The sequence below is a fragment of the Pseudomonas sp. CG7 genome (assembly GCF_023701885.1).
GTDB lineage: Bacteria > Pseudomonadota > Gammaproteobacteria > Pseudomonadales > Pseudomonadaceae > Aquipseudomonas > Aquipseudomonas zanjanensis.
The window spans coordinates 17686-41523 of the sequence record NZ_JABAEE010000012.1 but is presented as its reverse complement, the minus strand read 5'-3'; the positions used below and the strand labels follow the sequence as shown (position 1 = coordinate 41523).

The 23838-nt window shown below is 51.2% G+C and carries 20 protein-coding genes and 1 pseudogene; 9 read left to right on the top strand and 12 right to left on the bottom strand.

Translation table 11 applies throughout. The annotated features are described in order from the left end of the window. Positions 1–10: 10 nt before the first annotated feature. Entirely contained in the window at positions 11–514 is a 504-nt protein-coding gene (locus tag HGO40_RS07330; protein WP_250962473.1) for an arsinothricin resistance N-acetyltransferase ArsN1 family A, read from the bottom strand. A 57-nt stretch (positions 515–571) separates the two neighbouring features. Next, positions 572–1069, bottom strand: a complete 498-nt coding sequence (locus tag HGO40_RS07325) for a MarR family winged helix-turn-helix transcriptional regulator (protein WP_250962472.1) — start codon at positions 1067–1069, stop codon at positions 572–574. A 196-nt stretch (positions 1070–1265) separates the two neighbouring features. Here HGO40_RS07325 and HGO40_RS07320 point away from each other — a divergent pair, with 196 nt between their 5' ends. After that, complete coding sequence (locus HGO40_RS07320) at positions 1266–2405, top strand: MFS transporter (RefSeq protein ID WP_250962471.1); 1140 nt, start codon at positions 1266–1268, stop codon at positions 2403–2405. A gap of 175 nt (positions 2406–2580) precedes the next feature. Here HGO40_RS07320 and HGO40_RS07315 read toward each other — a convergent pair whose 3' ends face one another. Beyond that, positions 2581–2946, bottom strand: coding sequence for a histone-like nucleoid-structuring protein, MvaT/MvaU family (locus HGO40_RS07315; protein WP_250962470.1), 366 nt, complete (start codon positions 2944–2946; stop codon positions 2581–2583). 969 nt (positions 2947–3915) lie between these two features. Between HGO40_RS07315 and HGO40_RS07310 the strand changes: the two genes are divergently transcribed. After that, on the top strand, positions 3916–4320 hold the full coding sequence (locus HGO40_RS07310; protein ID WP_250962469.1) for a hypothetical protein: 405 nt from the start codon (positions 3916–3918) through the stop codon (positions 4318–4320). A 195-nt stretch (positions 4321–4515) separates the two neighbouring features. Here HGO40_RS07310 and HGO40_RS07305 read toward each other — a convergent pair whose 3' ends face one another. The 4 genes from HGO40_RS07305 to HGO40_RS07290 form a co-directional block, all read right to left on the bottom strand. Beyond that, positions 4516–4863 (bottom strand): hypothetical protein, encoded by a 348-nt coding sequence (locus HGO40_RS07305; RefSeq protein ID WP_250962468.1) that lies wholly within the window; start codon positions 4861–4863, stop codon positions 4516–4518. Between the two features lie 302 nt (positions 4864–5165). Then, positions 5166–5576: an antitoxin Xre/MbcA/ParS toxin-binding domain-containing protein gene (locus tag HGO40_RS07300; protein WP_250962467.1), complete on the bottom strand. Its 411-nt coding sequence runs from the start codon at positions 5574–5576 to the stop codon at positions 5166–5168. A 27-nt stretch (positions 5577–5603) separates the two neighbouring features. Next, complete coding sequence (locus tag HGO40_RS07295; protein WP_250962466.1) at positions 5604–5981, bottom strand: hypothetical protein; 378 nt, start codon at positions 5979–5981, stop codon at positions 5604–5606. Further along, positions 5974–6399 carry a DUF6957 family protein gene (locus HGO40_RS07290; RefSeq protein ID WP_250962465.1) on the bottom strand — a complete coding sequence of 142 codons (426 nt, stop codon included), beginning with the start codon at positions 6397–6399 and terminating at the stop codon, positions 5974–5976. The genes HGO40_RS07295 and HGO40_RS07290 overlap by 8 nt, the downstream gene beginning before the upstream one ends. A gap of 96 nt (positions 6400–6495) precedes the next feature. Between HGO40_RS07290 and HGO40_RS07285 the strand changes: the two genes are divergently transcribed. Continuing rightward, positions 6496–6810 (top strand): hypothetical protein, encoded by a 315-nt coding sequence (locus HGO40_RS07285; RefSeq protein WP_250962464.1) that lies wholly within the window; start codon positions 6496–6498, stop codon positions 6808–6810. 382 nt (positions 6811–7192) lie between these two features. Here the strand turns inward: HGO40_RS07285 and HGO40_RS07280 are convergent, their stop codons facing one another. After that, positions 7193–7921: a metallophosphoesterase gene (locus tag HGO40_RS07280; protein WP_250962463.1), complete on the bottom strand. Its 729-nt coding sequence runs from the start codon at positions 7919–7921 to the stop codon at positions 7193–7195. A gap of 364 nt (positions 7922–8285) precedes the next feature. On the opposite strand from HGO40_RS07280, the gene HGO40_RS07275 reads away from it, so the two are divergent. Together HGO40_RS07275 and HGO40_RS07270 are read left to right on the top strand one after the other, a co-directional pair. Next, complete coding sequence (locus tag HGO40_RS07275) at positions 8286–8735, top strand: helix-turn-helix domain-containing protein (RefSeq protein ID WP_250962462.1); 450 nt, start codon at positions 8286–8288, stop codon at positions 8733–8735. A gap of 68 nt (positions 8736–8803) precedes the next feature. Then, a complete protein-coding gene (locus HGO40_RS07270; RefSeq protein ID WP_353050716.1) occupies positions 8804–11125 on the top strand; it encodes an nSTAND3 domain-containing NTPase in 2322 nt (773 codons plus the stop codon). A gap of 89 nt (positions 11126–11214) precedes the next feature. Here HGO40_RS07270 and HGO40_RS07265 read toward each other — a convergent pair whose 3' ends face one another. Further along, positions 11215–12042 carry an HNH endonuclease family protein gene (locus HGO40_RS07265; RefSeq protein ID WP_250962460.1) on the bottom strand — a complete coding sequence of 276 codons (828 nt, stop codon included), beginning with the start codon at positions 12040–12042 and terminating at the stop codon, positions 11215–11217. Further along, positions 12039–14117: an AAA family ATPase gene (locus tag HGO40_RS07260; protein ID WP_250962459.1), complete on the bottom strand. Its 2079-nt coding sequence runs from the start codon at positions 14115–14117 to the stop codon at positions 12039–12041. The genes HGO40_RS07265 and HGO40_RS07260 overlap by 4 nt, the downstream gene beginning before the upstream one ends. A gap of 474 nt (positions 14118–14591) precedes the next feature. Between HGO40_RS07260 and HGO40_RS07255 the strand changes: the two genes are divergently transcribed. The 4 genes and pseudogenes from HGO40_RS07255 to HGO40_RS07240 all read left to right on the top strand — a co-directional run. Beyond that, a complete protein-coding gene (locus HGO40_RS07255; RefSeq protein WP_284739024.1) occupies positions 14592–16211 on the top strand; it encodes a HamA C-terminal domain-containing protein in 1620 nt (539 codons plus the stop codon). Further along, complete coding sequence (locus HGO40_RS07250; protein ID WP_250962457.1) at positions 16177–18357, top strand: DEAD/DEAH box helicase; 2181 nt, start codon at positions 16177–16179, stop codon at positions 18355–18357. Before HGO40_RS07255 ends, HGO40_RS07250 begins: the two co-directional genes overlap by 35 nt. A gap of 741 nt (positions 18358–19098) precedes the next feature. After that, entirely contained in the window at positions 19099–19884 is a 786-nt protein-coding gene (locus HGO40_RS07245; protein WP_250962456.1) for a HEPN domain-containing protein, read from the top strand. Between the two features lie 257 nt (positions 19885–20141). Next, positions 20142–20504 (top strand): annotated as a pseudogene (locus HGO40_RS07240) (glutamate synthase-related protein); the annotation flags it as partial. Between the two features lie 60 nt (positions 20505–20564). On the opposite strand, the gene HGO40_RS07235 reads toward HGO40_RS07240, so the two are convergent. Then, a complete protein-coding gene (locus HGO40_RS07235; protein ID WP_250962455.1) occupies positions 20565–22100 on the bottom strand; it encodes a glucosyltransferase domain-containing protein in 1536 nt (511 codons plus the stop codon). Positions 22101–22258: 158 nt separating this feature from the next. Next, complete coding sequence (locus HGO40_RS07230; protein ID WP_250962454.1) at positions 22259–23680, bottom strand: amino acid permease; 1422 nt, start codon at positions 23678–23680, stop codon at positions 22259–22261. Positions 23681–23838 lie beyond the last annotated feature (158 nt).

Genomic DNA, 23838 nt, shown 5'->3' with positions numbered 1-23838 from the left:
ACACCTCGCTTTAGTGCGGCTGATTAGCAGGGATTAGATGCTCGACGATCACACAATCAAGCCACTGGCCTTCTAGGCAAGCGTGTTTTTCGTACACACCCACCTCCCGAAATCCACACGAACGGCACAACGCCAAACTGGCCGCATTAAAGGTGAAGATGCGTGAAAGCACCTTCCAAAAGCCTTGAGCCTGGGCCTCGCCCAGTAGCGCTTGAAGCAAAACTCTTCCTAACCCCTGACCTCGAATGCTCCGATCCAGATAGATCGAGAAGTCTGCGATACCGTCGTAACAGGTGCGGGAACGGTAACTACTCAAGCCTGCCCAAGCGACCACCTCGTCCGCATCGCTGACCATTACCAGGGTCGGATAGCGCTCCATCAACGCGATGCGCTCAAGCATGTCCTCTGGCCTGCGCGGCGTCGTCTCAAATGTGGAGCTTCTCTCTTCAATACCCTGGTTATAGATGTCAGCTATTGACGCAGCATCCCTGACTTCAGCGTATCGAATGTGCATACCTGACTCCCTCCAGTTGGTAGTAACAACATTTCAGACAAAAAAGGGGCTTCCCCCTCATTTCAGCTCGGACACCGGCGGGCAACAGCCACTGACCAGGCCGCAGCGAATCTCAGTCGTTCGAGTAATCTGCTTCAGCAAGCTCAACGCGCCTTGCCGTGCTTCAGGTGACAAATGTTCGATCATTGCCCGCTCTTCATTGATCAGGTCAGTGCGGATTTTCTGGTAAAGATCATGACCAGATTCAGTAACTTCAACCTGCACTGCCCGACGATCCTCACTGTCCTCCACCCGAGATACATAGCCCTTGCGTTCAAGCGTATCGACCACCCGGCTCGCGGTGCTTTTATCCAGGAACATCTCTTCTGCCAGCGCTTGTAGGCGGAGTCGGCCTGTTTTGACCAAGGTCTCAATGGCATAGCACTGCGTGACCGAAACGTCATAGCAGCAGATGCGATCCCGGTCGCGGAACTGATACACCCGGACGAGCTGGTTCAAGGCTTCGTATAGATCCTCGGAGTCTTGAGTCAACTGGTCTTTTTTTCGCTTTGCCATGGTCGCCACAAATTAGTTGTTAGATACAACGATAGTCCCGACTTCAGGAAATGGTCAACCGCTCCTTCATTTTGATTGACGACGCTGCACCGGTGTAGCTAATTTGTTGCACCTAACAACTAAAGTGGGCTCGCACCTTGTGAGTTATCCAATCAGCCGTCCTCACACAATCAACCGAACTGGATTGGTCTGGGCGATGGGCATCGCACAGATACTGGCGTGGAGTACAACGTACTATTTGCCCGCAGTCCTTGCGACGCCGATTGCACGAGATATGGGATGGTCAATTACCAGCACTGTAGCCGGACTATCATGGGGTCTGTTGGTCGCAGGGGCTTGCTCTCCTATGGTCGGGAGACAGATAGATCGGCATGGTGGCCGTCCCGTCCTGGCAACCAGTTCAATACTGATGTCACTGGGACTGCTGCTGATGGGCATGGCTAGCAACCTGGGCATCTACTACCTGGCCTGGACATTCATTGGCGTCGCTATGGCTGCCGGACTGTATGACGCTGCCTTCTCGACTCTCGGACGTCTATTCGGAGAAAGTGCACGGACTTCAATGACCGGTCTTACTCTGTTGGGTGGCTTCGCGAGCACTTTGGGCTGGCCACTGATAGCCAGTCTTGAGCAGCAGATTGGCTGGAGATACAGCTGTGTGGCGCTAGCTGCAACTCACCTGGTCATTGGATTGCCAATTCATCTCTTTGTAATTCCAAAGAGTGAGAGGATTTCGAACAGCGGAACGACGCCTATCCGTGATCCCTCCACCACCACTGCCCACCGCACGAAATCCTATAATCGCCTCTTTCTGCTACTGGCAACTCTTCTGACACTCCAGTCGCTAGTGGTTTCTTCAATTTCTGTCCATCTGCTTGATGTGCTGAAGCTGCTCGGCATCGCTACGGCCACCGCACTGGCCATCGGCATGATGATAGGGCCATCTCAAGTCGTAGCCCGTCTTGCAGAGTTCTCCCTTGGGCGAAACTTGCATCCGACCACATCCGCCAAGGCCGCGATATTGCTAAGCGGGATAGGAATCGGGTTACTGCTACCGGCTATTCCATGGCTGGCATTCGTTGCAATGGCGCTGTACGGCGCTGGAAATGGGATTCTGACCATTACACGTGGGACGCTACCACTGGCTCTCTTTGGGCAAGATGGCTACGGTGCTCGCATGGGCTTATTGGCCCGTCCAATGCTGATCGCACAGGCCGTAGGCCCAGTGGCAGCTGCTATTATTCTGGACAAACTCGGCTCAACACCATTGCTTGTTGTGATGTGCACTCTAGCGACGGCAAGCCTCATCGCCAGCTTCGGCCTTCCGTCAAAGTAAACTGTTGATTGAGGGAAAGAGTCCAACTTGAGCCGAAAGCAATTCGTTAAGGCCGGTAGGTCTGCCATCTAAAGCCAAAAGCTTAGGAAACTGCTCTGTCTCTCAATTTTTCTCCATCCTCCTAGCCGACAAAAAGAGCCCTCAACGGGCCCCTTTGTTTGTACTCAAACAAAAATCACTTGGTCAGCCAGGACTCAACGGTCGCGGAGCCGTGCTCAGCTTTCCATTCCTTCAGAGTCTTGTGATTACCGCCTTTGGTTTCGACGACTTCGCCGGTGTGAGGATTTTTGTAGATCTTCACTTGGCGTGGTTTACGAGTGCCTGTCTTGGACTCGGTTGCTGGTGCGCGACGACTGGCCTGCGGATCAAGCAGATTGATCACGTTTTTCAAGCTGTAGCCGTACTCACCAAGCAAAGCGCGCAGTTTGCTCTCAAACTCCATTTCCTTCTTAAGGCCGGAATCACTTTTCATGGACTCAAGTTCCGCCAGTTGGGCGGCCAGTTGCTGTTCAAGTTTGCGGTATTCAGCCAGACGAGACATCGGTAATTTCCCTCAATTTGGATAACACGTAGTGTAGGGACTCATAATAGATCGTTTTACAGCCCCAAATCTCTTTGGAGTTGCTCCTCTTGGATCTCCTCAGTTGCATGTCCACCCTTCACCAGATACCACTGGAGCTGAGAGCGTAGGTGGTCTTTGAGTCGAGACCGCAGTTCAAGGTAACCAGGAACATCAATACAGGACTCAGGATCAAGCCCTCGTTGCTGCAGCACTGCACGCAGTACCTGAACACCTTGCGGGCCAATGTCGGAAGCATGCAATCGCACTAGAGGATCAAATCCCGGGTGCCTCTTGAAACTATCCACGGCCGCAGAATTAATGCTTCAAACGCTATGGCGTCACATGCTTGCTGAACCGATAGCCACACTTTAGATTCGAGTTCATTCTGCATGCATACCTCACTGCTCGCCCACTGAAAGCCCCATCCAGATGTTGTCCGACATGGGTCTTTTTTTCAAAAAAATGGATCGTTGTTTGAAATCAAACTGGAAAGCAGCGGCTTTCGCCGCGCAGGGGGCGATTTTGCTATGTCCATACGGCAGTCATACATCAGCGTCAGCAGGATACATCGCAAGAAAAGGCCAGAAGCAGGAGCACCGCAAAGCAAAAACCAACACCGTTTCCTCAGCAGGATCGGCGGCAGGTGGAGCGCCGAGATCGCTGCTTTTTTGTTGCTCTCAAATATAAAGATCCGTTGCTGAAAAAAATTTTCAAGGGGCCTTCTAAAAAAATATTTTCGTTGACACTGCCCAGCAATAATTCACGACGCTCCGATATTCTTTTTGCTTGAAGAGTGTGCGATACGTGCATTCAGATCTAAACGCCCAACAGCGTACAATTGCGCTTCCCGTAGAAACGTCCGGGTCGTCCAAGAAGGTGGTGGCGGAAATTGAATCCCCTCCTGCCGATACGCGCTAGCGCAGAATGTTAATTATTAAGGAAACCTTGATGGCGGTCGATTTGAAAAGCCTGTGGCAGCGTGAGCGTGCAAGGCGGGCGGCTCTATGGGATCTGGAGGAATTGCGACCCGGCGATGACCGCGCAAAACCTCACCTGAGCATTCTCGATGAAATTGATCGGCAAGATCTCGAACAACCTCATGAGGAAGCTCAGTTTATGACGATTGAGGAGTTGAGAGATTCTGTGCCGGAGACGCAGTTCGAAAGCAGCGATGGCCACCATTTCGTGATCGTTCTAGACCAGCACATTCCGGAAATTTGGCGAACGAGATTTGAAGCAGCCAATGCACTCGCTGAACGTTTTTCGGAAGGAAGCTATGCCCACGACTGGCGTCGATTTCTGAGGGGCTGGATTCGAGACATGGAGCATTTAGCGGCTCACCGTCTCTCATAATTTCTCTTGGTTCGCGACGGCGACTATCCCCTCCTCGCCAGCAGCCTGTCGCACACAAAAAATCAGTCCTGAAAGCTGACCTGGTTTGGTAACGCAAGACTGCTTTACCCGAGCCTCAAGGTGTGGGCGGAAGTAAATGAAGCGCATGAAAAAGTTTGGCTCGAAGATACGGCGACGCGTCAGCAAGTGGCCCGGTTACAGACCTAAATCCATGCCCAATTGATCCTCCTTCATTTCGTCGGTGGCCAGGTCATTGACCACTAGATGCCATTGCAGTTGATGCGACAGATGATTTGTTAAACGCGATCCGATCTCGATGTAGTTCTCTGAGATGCTGGCATATAAATCTCGACCGCTCACTACGTTTTGCAATACCTGAACGCATGGTAACCCGAGTTCGGATACGTGAACTCGGGTCGGCCAATCATATATAGGTACACGCTTGTAGCTGTTGAGCGCCTCTCCAACCAGCCGCACAAATTCAGTGACACCGCATGTCTCATACACTGAATACCAAATGGCTAAATCACGTTCCCTATACATCACTTTCCTTTATTACGAGGCTTTGCGTGGCATGAGCCGGTGAAACCCGAATTGGACGAAGATCAGAAAGCTAGCCTGCATCATTCATCATCGAACACGAGCGGCACTTTCAGATCAACGTCTACATCACCGACTAGCGAGGTGATGCGTGCGATCAACCCTCAGTGCAACGGCTGCAACCGTTCGGGCCTGTGAAAAATGTCAGCGCTCAACAAAGTCAGCATCTGGACTACTGCCCAATACTCTTTCAAGAAGCTCCCTGTTCGGCGTCGTGTTTTTCAGCGCGTAAAAAAGGAAACCATTCAGGTGAGCACGCCGTGTTCGAGCTGTCCGATCAGATCGATCACTGCGCTCGCGCCCTCATCGGTAATGAGCATTTCCAAAGGTGCCTTTGAGTTAAAATAACGCAGCGGCGAGAGTAAGAAAGCCCTGGCTGCCTGGATATCGCCTTCGAACAGTTCGCAGGACGCTTGTAGAGCAACAATCAATCCATATAGGCGTCTGCTCTCGTACAAAGAAAAAAAACTTTCGGTCATCGCGTTCGACAAGAGTTCGGAAGAAATCCCCATGTGCTTACCAAGCAGCTCTTCATCGATACACAAAATCTCAGCTAGAAATTGAAATGAGGGAAAAGGCATACGGCGCCGAACGACATCGTGAAGTTCAATGCCTGGCGAAGGCAAATTCACAGTGACCCAAATGTCTGTTTTCATGGATTCAACAAGGTGCTTTCCGTGAGCTCATGCGCAGTCGCCTGAGGGTGACCAGTTGACGTGATCGAGGCATCGTACGCTGAGCCAACGTTCCCCTCCCAAAGTCCCAGCTTGCCCACAAACCTCGCAGATCGACATCGATCTCTCTTCTGAGCAAGCGACCAACTCTCGGCACGTCGTATCACCACCAGAATAGTAAAACCGCAACCCCCCGAATTTTTCCTTGACCTGACGGACTTGGATTGGCGGCATCTCAGGGTGAGTATCCATGTGATTTTTCAGGGTGCGGCATAGCTCATCTATCAAATCCAGCCAGCCCGGCAAACAGGCGATTTCGCGAAGTGGCGCGTGGGAGAAAAACTCCGGATAGCGATCGCGCAAGATCGGCAACAGATTTTCAACCATAGGTTTTCTCTACTCGCTTTATGGCAGCGGCTATTGCTTCAACAGCGGGAAGGCTCGCGTGCTTGCGTGCTCCACGACCGGCCAAGATGTAGAGGGTATCTTTGCTTTCAAAAAAACAACCGTGGAAATCTTTTTGATAGCCTGTGACAAAACCATTGCCGATAGAGACGCGGGCTTCGCTATCGAATATGACACGATGGAAGTATAAGACTGTGGATTGTAGCCCCTGATTTTTGATTTCATTTTCTTGGCCCTCGGGGAGCATAAGGTCGAGAATCATCCAGTCACGGACGACGCAAAAAGCTCTATCCTCAAACTCCTCGCGCGCTAGTTTAATCAAGTCATCATCATCCATTCGTGAGCCGCCAAGCATCCTGGCTGGGCCGAAAAGCACTTCTGAAACCAATTCCGCTTCCACACCACCGCCTACATTTTCAAACTTTTAAAAAGCTGCTCGAAAGCCATTCACACGCGAATCCTGGCTAGCTTTACCTGTCAATACCTGCATTTTTCAGTGGATCATATTGACCATGGGCACGGCGCCGTTCTCGTGCCACCAATGGCAGATTACATATCGGCTACCGCTAAACGTCTCGCAGAGCAGATAGCCCTGGAGCTGAAAGACCTTTTCGATCTTGGACGTACGGATCTTTCTTCCATCAACAAAGCGGCCCTGTGCGTCTGTAAAAATAATGCCAATCAAACACGGCGGTTGGAATTCGGTGCAGCACAGGTACCCAGTAATGTTGACGCCAAAATCAATATTTTGGGCATCCAGAATGCTTCTCGGGACAGCCATTTTTACTTCCCTTTACCTTCGATTTTTTGATACACAGAAACGCCCCTGGACGACATCAATGAACCCTGTCGAATCGATCTAAAGCACCATTCTCGAAAAGCCAGTGAGCGACGACGTAAACGCCGCCATCGATTGTGGTAACGACCTCATATCCTGCCCGTCGGCATCGATCGGCAATGGCTGGTGTATGGATGGGTAGCCCTTCCGGAAAGCCCCGCGTGTGATCACAAAACAACAGCCCGGTCATTCTTGGAGGCCTTTCCAGCGCACACAACAGATACCCGACAACATTTGGATCAGCGATAGCCGCTCGCGCTCGCTCTATGACTGTCGGCAATCTGTGTAGCCGAAAGTCGGAAAGCGCTGCTCCGAATGTTTTGATCCAGTACATCCGGTTGATCCCTCTTCGTGATCAGATTTCAATCGTGAGATCCGAAATGAAGCCTGTTTCTTCTCTGGGATAACCACGCGGATTTGAGATGAGCCGGCAACCGCTCAACTCGATATCCACGGCTCGATGCGTATGTCCAAAAATCCAAACGTCCACCAACGGCAGTAGCGAGTGCCATTGGTTCGAATAGGCCGCGCTCAAGTGCCCGTCATGCTTATCACCAGCAGCCTCCAGGACTGGGCAATGGTGCGTCACCACGATGGTTTTTCCTTCAAACGGCTTACCGAGCTCGCCGACCAAAAAATCAAAAGCTTCGTGGTTTCGCTCGATGACGTCTGACGGGCGTAGTCGTCGAAATCGCTCCTCTGCTCTGATCGCTTGGAAGTCATTCATCCACAGCCCGCAGGTCACCATCGCTTCCACCGGGTCTCCGGTGGATGAGAAATCCGTCCAAGAAGTTGTGACCAAAAAACGTATTTGGTTGCAAATCCAAACTTGGTTTTCCAGGACGTGCACGTGAGGTGCAGCCATCTCTCGCATTTTGCGCAGCGTGTGATCGATGTGGCCTTTGTAGAACTCGTGGTTGCCGGCGCAATAAATGACGGGACAGCTAAACGTCTCGTTTGCCCTTCTGACGCCTCGCGATTGGATGTCGATGTCACCGGCCAACACGACGATGTCAGCATCCGTTGTAGACGGTTCGAACTGGGCGAACTCGTTGTGCAGATCCGAGAAAATCTGGATTTTCATAATAAATTGCCGATTTCAATTGGCTGGTGTGTGGCGCCCTGCCAGCCTATGTGAGCTGTAGATCGGATGGTCAAGGACGACGATATGGATTAGCCATAAATCGCGAGGCAACGCTGTGCAGTCATTCTGCGCCGATGCCCAGAAACGCCAGAAATCGGGTGAAATTTCGATTTAGCTCTATATTGAATTCAGCATCCTATAGGCCATTAAGCACATCCGGGCAGCCGCATCCTGGTTGATCGACCTAGCTGAGACAAAGGCACAAGAAACGACGAAAGGCCGCAATTCCCGCACGAATGATTATATGCATTTGTGCGGGAATGGGCAATCGCGGCATATCGTTCTGTTTGTAGAGACGCTCGACATGCCGCTTCGCCAAGCTTTCGCAAATGCCTTAAAGTTCGCACGCGGGCGGCAAGGCCTATCGCAATTGCAAATCTCTGGCTCGATGGATGCTTCATACGTCAGCCGATTGGAAGCTGCGCAAAGCGCGGTGACCGTCGAAGCGAGCGACGAACTCGCTCAAGGCTTGAACTTGCACCCCCTCTCGCTCCTATCTCTGGTTTACGCGGCCGAGCAAAATTTGACGCCAGCCGAGGTACTTCAGCGCGTCAGTGATGAGCTGAGTAGCTTGGAGCTTTTGAATGCCTGTGTAGCGGCCGAAAAGATCGTTCATCCGCGTACGGCAAAAGGGAGTGAGACGACACGCGATGTCCTCACGCTGAAGCATCAGGGATTGAGCCAGTCAGAGGCCGCTAGGGAGCTCGGAATATCTACTTCGACTGTTGGCCGGCACTGGAATAGGTCTGAGTGATAGAAAAGCTCCTACGCCTTAGCGGCCGACAAACTGTTTGAAACGCTCTCAATCGAGTGAAACACTGAGTGCGCATTCGAAATGTCTATGATCGAAGCCCAAGGACTGACGCTATCGTGACCCTCCCGCCATCCGCTCAAGCCACATATCAGCCCGACTTTTCATTGCATACTCTCGGCTGGAAAGCGTTCCAAGATCTTTGCGCCCAGGTGTGCAGCGAATCCCTCCACAGAACTGTTTCAACCTATAGGGAAGCCCAAGATGGGGGGCAGGATGCAGTGTTCTTGCTAGCGGAGGATGAGACGCTCCAAGAGGCAACCGTACAATGCAAATTCAGCGGGAAAGTCGAACGACGCTTGAAAGTGAGTGACGTCCATTCCGAGCTGGGGAGTGTCGCCTCCTTGGTCGAGAAAGGTCTTGCAAGCACTTACTACTTCATTACAAGCATGGGGGTAGATGCACCTGTAGCGGCGGAAATCAGGGATCTCTTGCGAGTTCAGGGTGTTCAAGAGCCCTATGTTCTTGGTAAGGAGTGGCTGACAGGCGAAATCCGAGCCAGCGCTCGTCTGAGGGCTCTGGTACCACGGGTATATGGTCTAGGCGACCTGTCTTCGATTATTGACGAGAGATGTGCCGCACAGACCCGGGCGTTATTGGGTCATCTTCTACCATCCTTACGAATCTACGTCCCTACAGATGCACACAGAGCAGCTGTCAGAGTACTAGGGGAGCATCGACTCGTATTGCTCCTGGGGGCACCAGCTGCCGGAAAATCCATGCTTGCAGCTATCCTGGCTACGATGGCAGCTGACACTGATCAACTAGAGTGCTTTAAATGTGACGGCCCGCTGGAGATGAGATCGCACTGGAATCCCAATGAGCCCAAAAGGCTTTTTTGGGTGGACGACGCATTTGGCCCGAATCAAATGAGAGAAGACTACGTAGATGCGTGGACTGAATTTCTTCCCAAGATGAAAACCGCGCGGGATCAGGGTTGTCACTTCATACTTACATCCAGGACACACATCTGGAATGAAGCCAATATCAGACTCGGAACCCGGAACCACCCTTTGCTTTCGAGTAGAAAAGCTAATGTACACGTGGGTGATCTTCTTCCGAACGAGCGTGAGCAGATCCTGTACAACCACATCAAAGCAGGCGCGCAAACTCGTGACTGGAAGAGTCGGGTCAAACCTCATCTCGCGAGTATCTCTCAAGACCTCAACCTGCTCCCCGAAATCGCACGTCGACTAGGTGATCCGGCCTATACCGCAGCTATTACTAAGCTACCAGATGATCTTGTTCGATTTATCGATGAGCCCCAAGAGTTTTTGAAGGACACGATTAATGAGCTTGCCCCACCTCAACTGGCGGCCATGACAACGGTATTTCTGGCCAGGTCAAACCTGCCTGTCCAAGGGAGTCTTGAAGAAATACAAATAGTTTCGGAAAAATTCGGGACATCCGAGTCATCTATCACGCAGGCCCTGTACCAACTGAAGGACTCCTTTCTGACGCAGAAAGAGGAAAACGACCAGCTTTATTGGTCTTTCGTCCACCCGACATTTGCGGATGCCATCAGCAGCATATTAAGCAGCCGACCAGACCTCGTCGGCTTGTACCTGAAAGGAGCGAAAACCGATGCGATTTTGACGGAAGTCATATGCGAGGGAGTACCTGCAGTGAGGGATGCTGTGTTCGTCCGCCCAGAACACTTTGAAACATTAGCAGCAAGGCTCTTGGAGGTTCCTAACGAGGCCAGGCAGAATGAGAATCTATTCAGTTTTCTCAACAGACGCACCCCTTTAAGCTTTCTAAAACGACTCCTTGAGTTGGAACCAAAACTCATCCGACGAAGAGGACGATCCAGTAATTGGTACAAGGTATCGTGGCATGCAGAATATCTAATGCATGCACGCGCGCATTACTTGCGACTCCTCCCCGAGGAGATCAGGACTCGGAGCTGCCTTGAGCTGGAACAGGCCGCACTTCAAAAGCTGGACATCTCCTTTATTCCTGAAGAAGAGGTACTCTCCCTCTTCAAGCCGCACGAGCTCATCGCCCTGACTCTAAAGATCGGCGATCTCCTACGAAACTCCGTCTCTGAAGAAATCACGACGATTGAGGAAAATCTCGATTTCGAATCTGACATAGATGATCAGTTCGATAAGGTCACATCTTTCATCGAAAACGCAGAAATACTAGGTAATCATGACTCTGATCTGGAGCAGCAGTTACAGGATCTGTTAAGTGAGGTACGCCACGCGATTGCCATAAGTGAGCAAAGAAAAGAAGACGTGGAAAGCACTAGTGTGTTTCGCGATGTGCCCTTCGCCGAAACCCCAAGTGGGCGAAGCAATCGTTCTACATTCAGTGATATCGACGAATAATCCTCCTGACTTCACTCACTCAGTGCCCGCTCCGTCCAACCTGGAAATCACAGTGGATTACCCCGACGTGGTTGCACTCCCGCTCATGATCAAAGCGCATCGAGTTTTAGGGAACCTAAGTAATCCATTAGGTGCTCACGAACAAGTGAGCGGGTAAACGCCACATAAGGCTCACTTGGCGAAAGCATGGAAAGCAAGTCATCCAAATCCGCGCCAGGGTCATTGTCACACTCAATCGCCGCGACAATATGCCTTATAGCTGCCATGACAACTCGCCTATGCCGGGCGCGCATCTGCAGCAACTCTGATCTGGCTAACCCACAGTAGCGAATAGTTGCCCTCCCTTTCTCACTAAGATCGTCTCCCACCTTAGCCGGCTCTATTCGACCATCGTCCAGAAATACCAAATGCTCGTCAGGATCGTCTATGCAAGGATTTAGGAGCAGTGGCTCTTCTAGCCAAAGGCTGGCAGGGCCTTTCGCCCGAGAAGCCTCCTTGCGTAAAGGAAAGAAATTTGCCTTGCCTATCACTCGATTCACGTGATCATGATCTGGCTGGGTGCGCGGCCGATTGCAGTCGGCACATGAGATCAACAGATTTGACCACTTGGCAGCCAACCAATGGTAGCCAGGCTTGGAGGGCTGGACTGGGCCCACTGCCCCATCAAGGATCACTTTTCCCTTGGGACGATAGTGTTCAACATCTCCCGGCTGCGTGCCTGCTATAACCGACTCGCAGAATGCACACTTGCGTGAGAATATTTCATTCAACTGGATCTTGGCAATAGGGTCTAGATAGGCACCAAATTTAAGCTTGGTGCCGCTCTTCAACAACAATCTATTCTTACGCAACTCCCGAGCCGCGGCCTTGACAAATCCTGGGGGAATACTAGCTTTTAACTTCACAACTTTAATCATAAAGTATTGTCCCCAGTAGATTTCACACCCTGCGACGGTTGAATCTCCTTCATCAAGTGTTGCAACTTAGCGACCGTAGACTCTGAAAGTTTTTTTGCACTTACCGTTGATTCGAGTGGTACGTCCGGCATGTACTGTGTATCGATAAGCTGCAATGCAAGACGCTCCCGACGGCTTCCACCAAGGTATCGGGAGTCAGTCAGGTAACTGGTTAGCTCATCCAGACGAAGATTTTCTTCGGAAGTTCGACTCCCGCTTTCAACCAGCGCCTCATACTCCCGAACCCTCTCTTCCATTTCAGGATCAACCGTACTTCTTAGCCCGAAGTGCTCAGATGAAAGAATTTGATCAACTCGCAGTCTGTCAATCGGAGGCAGCTCCTCCAGCGCATATACTCTTCGAAGTTTATCGCGCATCAGAACAGCAACTTCCCCTTCATACAAGCCGCGCAGACAGAGGGGATCATGAGACGTGAAGATGAACTGGGTGCGCGGAAAAGCTTCACGAAGCGCACGAACGCATCTCAAACGCCAGGCAGGATGGAAGTGATTACCGAGTTCATCAATCAACACTACTCCCTCAGCTGACTCCATGGAAGAGTAAGCAAGGTACAACACCTGCATTATATCTACCGCCATACCCAACATGGACTGATAACCATCACTTAGCTCGTCAATTCTCCTTTGGGGATCTCCGGCAACGACGACTCGAACATTATCTCCCTGTTGTATGACCTGAAGCTGCTGCTCCTCAGGGAGCAGGCTTGCCAGCACGCTATTTACGTCCACGAGGCGCGCAGGATCAAGACTTGAAAGCCACGCATTCGGATTAGTTAACGGAAGGAAGGGATCGAATAGGTTGTCAATCTTGGCGTGCCTTTCTCCCGCTTTAGCCTTATGCCGACCCCGAGGCAGCAAGCGAGTAGCCCCGTACGCTAGAACCAATGAGCTAGACTTCTCTTCATTGAATATAATCTTACGGTTACGCTGCAAGGACATTACAATGTCATTGGCTTGACCATCGATCGTAACGCGCACCTCTCCCCTATAGGCGTTCTCGGCTAGACAATCATTACTCTTCAGGCGAAGCCGCTCGACATATGCTTGGCCAGAAAGCGCCATCGCTAGCGCGCGCAGCAATGTACTCTTTCCGACTCCATTCTCACCCAAGAGCGCAAAACACGGTGCATTTGATGACCCAGATTTACTCAAGTCTAAATCGAGCGCATGTATCGGGCCAAAATTTTCAATTCTAAGCCGAACAACAAATTGAGCGACTGCTCGATATTGTTCCAAGCCAACACCATCCTCCGTCGATATATCCGACTTCGGCAAATTAAGCTCATTACTCACATTCACCGAAACTAAACCTGAAGGACTTCGCCTTCCTTCAGCCTTTAACAAATGCCTAAAAACCGCAGAATAAGGCTCTGCGTTCTCAATATATTCCAAGCGTTCTTTATGACTGAAATAATCGAACCGCCGCGCTACTTCAGCACGTGCATCTACAAGTCCCCTTCGATTAAGGATCAGCAGATCAACGGTAGCTTGGCCTCGCGCTGTTGCGCCGATGACAGTACCATCCGGAAGAAATATTAGTTCCTCATCTGGATCATTTAAACAAGGGTCAAGCAAAAGATTGCTTTCCAATTCTACGACATAACCGTATGGCACACCCGTAAAACCTCGCCCCCCCATTACTGGAAACCGATTACCTTTATTTCTATTACACGTCGGGCACGACAGATAGAGATTCCGCCAATCATACATGAGATACAAGTACGGATTCAGCATCTCGCTATTTTTCACTTCAAGAAGCCTTCGAGGCCGAAACTGATCAATCACACCATCCGTGGCAGTCCCCAGCTTGGATTCACAATATGCACACTTCTGGTGAAACAAACCCATTAAGTGCTCAAAAAGTTTCTTTCGGTCGAACGGGAACACCCTCGATAAACTTCTTTGATTTCTAGAAAACTCTTCAAACAAGGTTCGGAACGGGTGCTCCTCCATTGGCCCGTCTGCCAGATAGGGCACCATGAAGTCCGGGCAATCAGGGCGTTGAATCGAGATCATTTCGTACTCACTAGAATCCATTCGGGATGTTGTTAGGCCTGATGCACTCTGATGAAGGCCTTCTTTCGAGATAATAGCGATTCACCACTATGGGTGGCTACAATATACTCACCCCATCCTGCTGTTAACCAAGCGGGCTCTTTCAGGGGCAGGTAGCTGTCAGAGCACGAACCATCCCAGTCCAATGCCGAAATATTTGATGCGCCTGGTGTTTAAAAGGACAACGCCGAAGCCAAACCGCGAGCTATCGAAGCTCGCCTTCGCTTTGAAGGCATCACTTTTCCGCTGATCCGCCTTCTGCGCGATGCCTCAGCCGAACATTGGGCCGCAGACGATGCAGACAATGCCAGAGGAGGTATAGTCGGCCAATTGCCATTAGTGGTAGCTTGGTTGGACTATAGGCGCGTCCGCTACTCCTTGGTTTTCCTCAGAGAGCCTACGCAATCAGCTCGATTCCAGCGTTACAAGGATGTCATGGTGCTTATTCCTCGCCCATCCAACAAAGGTGGGCCCGCCGCTAGACAGGGTTTCAAATACCAAGATCACGTTGCCGTGACTTTCATCTTGAAGATGCTTCGCGACTCCAGGTACATACAGGTTGAGTGCGAGACTGCTGACGACATTGTCGTTGTATCTGAGGCGTCCAGGCAGATCGTTAACGAGTACATCCAGGTCAAGACTACTGAAGGCGATTCCAAATGGAACCTGAAAGAGGCAACGACCCTAGACAGTGGAAAGCCAGACACCTCACTCTTTCAAAAGTCTTTGCTATGCGATCTGCGGCCGGGTTTGGCCAGATTCAGAATGGTATCCAGGCGAGACATCGCGACGGTTTTGGGCTGTTTCAGGCATGAACTGGAAAAGCGAACACTGCCTGATGACGGCTCAGTTCGAGGCGACGCCTTAGTAGCAAAATTCAAAAAAACATTGTCCCCCCAAGGTAGAAATTTTCGCTACTGGGCGGACAATTTCGTTTGGCAAGTTTGTGGCACCACGGAAGCGCTTGAATCTTTGAATCTGCGTAAACTCGCCGAAATCATTGAGATTCACGGTGGCAGGCCTACTCATAAGCAACAGCAAGAAATTTATGAGGATTTTCTAGGCTGGGCAGATGATGCGGCAACGGCGAACGTGATCACCGCACCAGCCGACAAAATAATCCCTCGTCAGGCTGCAATGGATCGTTTCAAAGCTCTCTTAGCTGCAGCTGAGAAAGCAGGCAATGCGTTCTCCAAACCTTACAAATCTAAGCCGGATCCGTTTCTAGTCGAATTTCACGCTGCGACGGAATCGGGATTGTTGCGATCAATCGCTGGCTATGACGTCGAATATGATTTTGAGGAGTGGCGATGCAAAGACTTAGCTGAACACCTTATTCAATGGTTACCAGAGTTCTGCCTAAGGGCCAGCGAGATCGTCAACTTTCAGGTGCACCACGCAAAAACCATGCTCGCCAAAGCGGTCAACACATTTACGCAGACCAATATGCAGCGTGACCAGCTGATCGCCGAACTCATACTCCATGTAATTTTAAGAAACAGGAAGAACAGCGAACCCATTGCTTGTAAAGTGTTTTATGCGGCGAATGGGAAGCTATCCGAATTTGGAAATGCGCATATCGTTCAACATCCCGGAGAGACTGACCAGCTCTGGCTGGGTCTATCTCGAATGATCCCCGCAGGTTCCATGTCGCAGACGATTACTGAGATCTGTGCAGTATTAGATGCCACCATCTCCAAAACCGCACTTAGCAATGAACGCGACATCATTATCAATCTGAGAGAACCACACCATCACCTACCCAACGCAGAAGAATTCAACAAAGCGTTGCAGAGAAATTCTCCAGCTCAAGAATTATTGAAAGTACTTTGCTTCCCTATTTTATTGGCATATGACAGTGATGCATTAGCATCCGGTTTCCTCTCAGACTACATTGCAACATTGAAGACAGAAGTAACCAACCACTACAGCTCGCTAAAAGCACTCCTGCCTAGGAATGTAGAACAAGTAAAAGTTGCGGTATTTCTAGTCCCCATAGAGAGCATTCAGAAGTTGGTAGATGAGTTCAACTCTCTTTGCGAGGTCGCTTCCTAATATGAGATATGAAGCAATTAAAAAGCGCTTGGAGAAGCTGAGCATTCAAGACTCATCTAAGATTGAAATTCTTCAAGCCATAAGTAATTCTGTCAATTTAGGAGATCCCGAATGGGAAGGTAGAGACCTTGTCATCCGAGCGCTGGATAAATTTAAGGTTTTTGACTCTGCTGAACAATCCCTGATTCTTAGCATGGTTCGGTCAGTTGGGTTGTTCCCCTACGTTAGTCCATTTCTTGATGAAATATCGCCGTCTGACCGCCTGGCATATGAACTTCACCGGGTAGAAGGCGTTGAACCTGGCATGGTGTTTCATCGCCTACAGGCACACGTATTTAGCCTGCTAATGCAGGGTAGGAATGTGGTACTCAGCGCGTCTACCAGCGTTGGTAAAAGCTTGGTCATAGACGCCGTGATAGCGACGGAAAAATTTCGGAAGATCGTAGTTATTGTACCGACGATTGCCTTGATTGACGAAACTCGACGCCGATTGGTCAAACGCTTCAAAGGTAGATGCAACGTCATTACTCATCCCACTCAAGAGGCTGACGAGGAGTTGATCAACGTCTATTTGCTTACGCAAGAGCGCGTACTGCAGCGTGACGACCTAGATGACGTCAAATTTTTCGTCGTCGACGAATTCTACAAACTCGACCTTTCGAGTGACTCGGAGGAAGGCAGCAGGGCTATTGACCTCAGTCTCGCGTTCCACAAACTTGCGAAACGGGGGGCTCAATTTTATCTGCTCGGGCCACATATCCAGAATATTCAAGGTCTCGCTGCCTACGAATATAACTTCATTCCTTCAAGCATCTCTACAGTTGCTGTTGACGTGCATCACTTCAACCTTCCAACAAAGGGTAACCATCGCAAAGAGAAATTACTTGAGCTTTGTGGTCAAATAACTACTCCTACGCTGATCTACTGCCAGTCCCCTGCTAGCGCAAACCGGATTGCCCAGATACTGATCGACGAGGGGAAGCTTACTAAACAAGCTGATACACAAGATGTCGCAGACTGGATCGCAAAAAACTATCACCCCGAGTGGAACGTGGCAAAGGCTATATCCCTAGGTGTAGGTATTCACCATGGTGGCGTACCCCGCGCCCTACAACAGTATTTTGTTAAGCTATTCAATGAAGGAGTGATAAAATACATTATTTGCACTTCAACGATGATTGAAGGTGTGAATACTTCTGCGGAAAACGTCATCATATATGATCGCAGAGTCAGTAACTCTCCATTTGACTTCTTCACTTTTAAGAATATCTCCGGTCGTGCAGGCCGGATGAACCGGTATTTTATCGGGAAAGTTTTCATGCTAGAGGAGCCGCCCAAAGAAAAGGATCTGAACGTTGAATATCCAATTGGTCTCCAAGACGTGGACTCGCCGATGGGACTACTTCTAAAGTTAGAACCTGAATACCTGACTGACATATCCCGGGAACGACTGGAGCGTGCTTATGCTACTCCGCTGATATCGACCGCCACTCTGATTGAAAATCGACATATTCCGATTGACCGACAATTGGAAATTGCTCAGACGATAATCAGAGATCTGCCTTTGAGCCGCCAGCTACTTACTTGGAAGGGTAACCCAGATCAAAGTCAACTTGAGTACATCTGCCGACTCGTTTGCGATCACCTTGAAATCAAGCTGGCTGACTATGGAATACATTCTGGCCCACAACTCGCTTGGAACATAAACGCCATTAGAGCCCAGAAGGATTTTCCTGCATACCTTCAAGATGCTATCAACGACAGAAATTCAAAAACCACTCCCAGTGAGGCAATCGGTACGCGACTTAAATTCATACGAAACGTCCTTTGTTATCGTCTCCCACGCGATTTCATGGCCATAAGCAAAATCCAGACAGATGTGTTTACTCAGCGGAACATTGAGCCTGGAGACTTCAGTTTTTTTTCGGAACAACTGGAAAATCTATTTCATGATCCTCTTCTGACTGCCCTTGATGAATATGGGATCCCTACTCAGATCTCCACGAAAATCAAAGGCACGATTCTCCCTTCGGAAAATCTGAACGATATGCTGAATAAGCTTCGGGCTCTGACCCCGAAAATAGGCGTGATGCGCATAACAGAATTCGAACAAAGCATCATGCGCTGGGCCATCGCCGAAATGTGATGTTATTGATAGGCCCTACCTGCCGAGAATCCATATAGGGCCGCCCTCGACCGAGGGTGAGACCCGCAGGCCGATAATCCAACTCAGCCCAAGTCAAAGGCAAGGGAGTGTCCCTTGGAAAAGCCAGCTATCTACTCCGTTCGCTCAAGCTCTGAACTATGTGATAACGCCGTCTCAGCGTACCGACAACCAACCCCATACAAGATTGGTCGTACGCTTTCCCACATCGATAACCCGTAACGACAGGTGTTAGAGTTGGCGCGAGCGCCTACTAGATCAACTGAATGGCGCCAACAAGACAACCAGGAAAGGAGTACCGCGTTGAGCTTCTCGAAAATAATGGGCGCCGCAATGGAGCTTTTGAAAATTGTAAATTTTTCCGACTTAGCGAACGAATCTTCGTTCAGATCATGGACGTCCCTAGATGGCACATCCGTAGTCACCACTGATAGCGCAGCTTACAACAACGTCCTAGAGAGCTTGGCATCTGACAACTCGAAGATCGCAAGTCGCTTCAGCCGAAAGACGATTCACAAATTCATCGAAGATCGCCTCCCGAGCTTGAAGCGTTCCGGTCAAATACCAGAGTCATCTGAGTGTTTTTTCAAGGAGCTTCTAGACCAAGAACCTACATCCATGGTGGTAAGCGTGCCGATCTCCGGGATACGACTTGACGGGGGTGTCAGATCATTCGAACTCGCATGCTTCCGCTTTGGTTACCTTCAGGATCTGGAGATCCCCATGGCTAACCAATTGGGCATGTATATCAGCACAACGATCAAAGACGTTTACGATAAAGAAATCGCGTTCCAAAAAGCTGAGAACGCTTTCCTTAATTTCGCGAAATTGATCATTTTCCTGAGCGGCAAGCAAGACAAGAGCATACTTATCGAAACGGGACTCCCGCTAAAACCTGACATGTCGCATGAGAAAATGTATGTCAGCACTAACTCGTATCAGATTCAGGACGAGCAAGGAAGAATGTCTTCCGCAGATGTGAAAACCATTCACATCGAAAAAATCCCTGTGAACAATGATTTCTTCACCTCTAAGGAAGTGCTCGGAAAGCTCTGGGGGCTTTACGAGCGCAAGCACGCAGGAGCAAAACTAGGCGATCTTGAAGCACGAATCCTAAATACCGCACTAGCCTTGGGGGAATCGGCATCCACTAAAGATATCCGCAATTCCATTCTCTACACCTGCATCGCCCTGGAAATTCTATTTTCTCGCGATGAGGGCGCTCTTTTCCAAAAAAGCATCGGTCAAAATGTGGCAGACCTATTCGCGTTCATCGTGGCCACGGACGCTCCAGCTCGTAAAGAAATCGCCAAGCTTACAAAAAAGGTTTACGGCATGAGATCTGCCATTGTTCACGGTGGAGATAAAGAGATGTCGAGCGAGAATTTGATTGTCAATCACTTCATGCGTGGTGCTCTGGGCGAACTGCTCACTGCAGAGCGATTCAAGGATGCCAAGCGCCTCAGCACAATTTGCGAAATGCTGTTGGATGCGCAGTATTCGTACTAGGAGCTTTCAGGTGGGGGCGATCATTTCGCACTCACCTCACACCAGCAGCGAGCCTGCCCAACATTACTCGTACCCTCTACAGTAGCTCTCATATCAACTCATGCGTTAATTGGTCAAAAAAAACGAGCGTCTCGAAGAAATGAGGAACTGAAAGACCTTCATTGGATGATCTAACTTCACATTTCAACCAGATGGACAGATCAAAATCCATAACTTGTTGTATTTGAAAGACTTTACCTGTCCATTAGCCGATGACAGTTGGTAGCCAAAGCTGCCACACCAACAAATGCCCCACCGGCGTCGCCACCCAGGACACCCTGCGCCAACGCGCCCTGGTGGTTCCGGACAAGGCCCAGCGGGTCTACAACTTCCACCGCAACACCCTCAAGGCTCTGGCCGAAATGCTCGCCGCCGCCGGGCTCGACCATCCGTCGCAATTGCAGCCAAAGCATTTGGTGCGGCGGATGTCGGCCACCGAGGTGAAGTTATTCTCACAGTTGCATGTGTTTTTGAAGCCGGGGGAATTGCTCACGGGTGAGGTCAATGGGGCGTTTTATTCGCGGATGTGGCAGATGGCGCGGGCGGACAGTTTTGAGCCGCGGGAGGTGGTGGCTGCGTAAGGGGCTTGATTGCCTGCCTCGGTTGAGGCAAGTGCAATCTATCAATTGCAGCCCTGGCTCTCATTGCATGTTCAATGCTTGCGGAATATCACAACCCGTGAAAATAGAAAATCTAGACGGTTCCTTCATGACGATGAAGCCATAATCGCCGAGCAGATAGATCCGGTAATATTGATTGTCCACGAGGGGTGTATATCCCTGGTAACCGACACGGGTCGCGTTGCGCCGCTCGCGTTCGATCACCACATTGGTGATACCCATGAATAACGGGCTTTCCGGAAGGATGAAGTAGTCGATATTAAGCAGATAATGCAGAACCGGCAGCTGTTCGAACGAACCGCAAGCACTGACCAGCCAGTGGGAGGAGTAGGTAAGCGACATATAGATCCGCTTCGCTTCGTACAACTCCCGGCGTGAAGTAATGTCGTAGCTCAAACTGTAGAGCGCACCATTGGCAAAGGTTTTTTCCAAGGTCAGGACTCGGCCGTAAGCAAAGGACAACGAAAGCGTCGCCAAAAGCGGAATGACTAGCAGCACCGGTAGTTGGCGATGGATCGGAATAAGGGCTTGGTACGCAAGATAAAACAGCAACATCAACAGTACCCCGAAACCCATCAAGGTGCGGGCGCCTTCATTGAAGTCGCGGAAAACCACGGTGATACCAGGCACCAGAAAAACTAACAAACAAAGTGCCAGTAAACAGATCAGACTCAAGACGATTGTCTTCCACCGCGGCTCTCCACGGGCCCCTATCCGGCGTCCCAGACGTAAGGTACCCATCAGGGGACACAACGCCAGCATGGCAAATACCCAGGCATATCCACCGTGGAACAACAACGCAATTTTTTCCAGCACCGTGCCGATATTGAAAGCAATCTGTCCGAGTGGATCAGTTTTCCAGTTCAGTAATGCAGTCCGCGTCGTCTCTATGGACGAGAACGTCATGACGAAGTAAATCAGGATGGCCAAGCCAAGCTGAGCGAGCCTGCCCCCCAACATTGCCCACCACTGTCGCCATGACAGCGGTTTGCATGCAGCCCTGAACAGGTCCAGGCAAACCAATCCCAAGAACACGTTGAAACTGATCTGATAGAGCCCGAACGCCAATACCAACAAGGCCACCGGCACCCACCACTGGCGCATGGGCGAGGCGCTGCGAAAAGTCGTTGCGTAAATAACCGCCACCAGACTCAGCGCCATACCGGGCCCGTCGTATTGATACGACAGGTTCTGCAATAGGAAGGGGTTGTACCAGAGGGGCAAGGGCACGAAACAGCAGACTAGCGTCGGCGTGGGGAAATAGTGATAGGTCAGACGAGTCAGGGCCAGGGACATCGCCAATACTGCCAGCAACAAAGGCAGCGGGAAAATATCCGGCGCGGCGCCGGTGAAAGAGAGCGCCTGGTACAACAGGTCGGTAAACCAGCGCCCTTGGCTGGCCCAGGCGTTGCCGGCTTCCAGTGTCCGCCAGCTATCGTCGATATAACGAAAATCAGCCAGGATCAACGGCAGAACATACAGTAGGGTCGCCACCAGAAAAAAGGACACGACCTGGCGCCGGTTGAGTTTGCGGTACGAAATCAGCGAAACGCTCATACGCAATGCCCTCGAAGTACTACGAACCGGGGCAACAGAAAATCAGGGATCGGCCAATGAATATTTTATTGACCAGCCCAACCATTAATTAGTTGAGAACGCACCTACAAAAAAGCCCCAGTCATCGGACCAGGGCTTCCTCATACATCGCAGTGAACCTACGAAGCCGAACGCACCGACCCCGTTACATCTCCGGTCGGTTGCAACTTGAAGGTGTAGAACAACAACGTCAGCAACACCAGGAACGCCGGGCCGATATACAGCGCCACGCGGGTGTCAGGGAAGTACGCCATCAAGCCCACCACCAACACCAGGAATGCCAGCGCCAGGTACGAGCTGACCGGGTACAGCCACATGCGGTACTTCAACGCCGCACGCTCGGAAGCGCTCAAGCCTTTGCGGAACTTGAGCTGGGCCAGCAGGATCATCACCCAAGTCCAGATCGCGCCGAAGGTGGCAATAGACGTCACCCAGACGAAGACTTTCTCCGGCACCAGGTAGTTGAGCAGCACGCCCAGCAGCAACGCGGCGATGGACAGCAGCAGTGCGCGGCGTGGTACGCCATTGCTGGAGGTCTTGGCGAAGCCGGCCGGGGCCTGGCCGTTCTGCGCCAGGCTGTAGAGCATCCTTCCGGTGCTGAAGATCCCGCCGTTGCAGGAGGACAGCGCGGCGGTGATCACCACGAAGTTGATGATGCCGGCGGCGGTCTTGATGCCCAGGCGCTCGAAGGTCATCACGAACGGGCTGCCCTGGGTGCCGATTTCGTTCCATGGGTAGATCGACAGGATCACGAACAGCGCGCCGACGTAGAACAGCAGGATCCGCCAGAACACCGAGCCGATGGCGTTGGGGATGGTTTTCTGTGGGTTCTTCGCTTCACCGGCGGTCAGGCCGATCATCTCCACGCCCAGGTAGGCGAACATGACCATTTGCAGGGACATCAACACGCCCGACACACCGTTGGGCATGAATCCGCCGTGGGTCCAGAGGTTGGAGATTCCCAAGGCCACGCCGTCGTTGCCGCAGCCGAAGGCAATGATGCCGACGCCGCCGATGACCATGGCGATGATGGTGACGATCTTGATCAGGGCGAACCAGAACTCGAACTCGCCGAAAGCCTTGACCGCGATCAGGTTGATCGAGCCCATGCTGACCAGCGCGGCCAGGGCCCAGATCCAGCGGGGCACGTCGGGGAACCAGACGCCCATGTACACCGCCACGGCGGTGATTTCCGCCACGCAGGTCACCAGCCACAGGAACCAGTAGTTCCAACCGGTCAGGAAGCCTGCCAGTGGGCCGAGGTAGTCCTGGGCATAGCGGCTGAACGAACCGGCCACCGGGTTGTGCACGGCCATTTCACCGAGGGCGCGCATGATCACCAGGATCGCCAGGCCACCGATGATGTAGGACAGCATGATCGCCGGCCCGGCCATTTCGATGGCCTTGGCCGAACCGAGGAACAGCCCGACACCGATGCAGGCGCCGAGCGCCATCAGGCGGATATGCCGCTCACCGAGTTCTCGTTTGAGCGGACCACCCTGGGCGGTCTCGCCATGGGGCAGATGATTGCCGACAGGCATAGGGATAAACCTCGTCTTGTTATTGGATTAGCCACCGAGTGTCCAAGGCTGCGGGCGGGTGGGCCTGCGAGCATTGCCGAAACCGGGCCTGCCTTGTGGGCAGACCGTCCTGTAGGAAAATTCCTCAAGATCAGCGGGCCGTGCAGTATAAAAAGCCG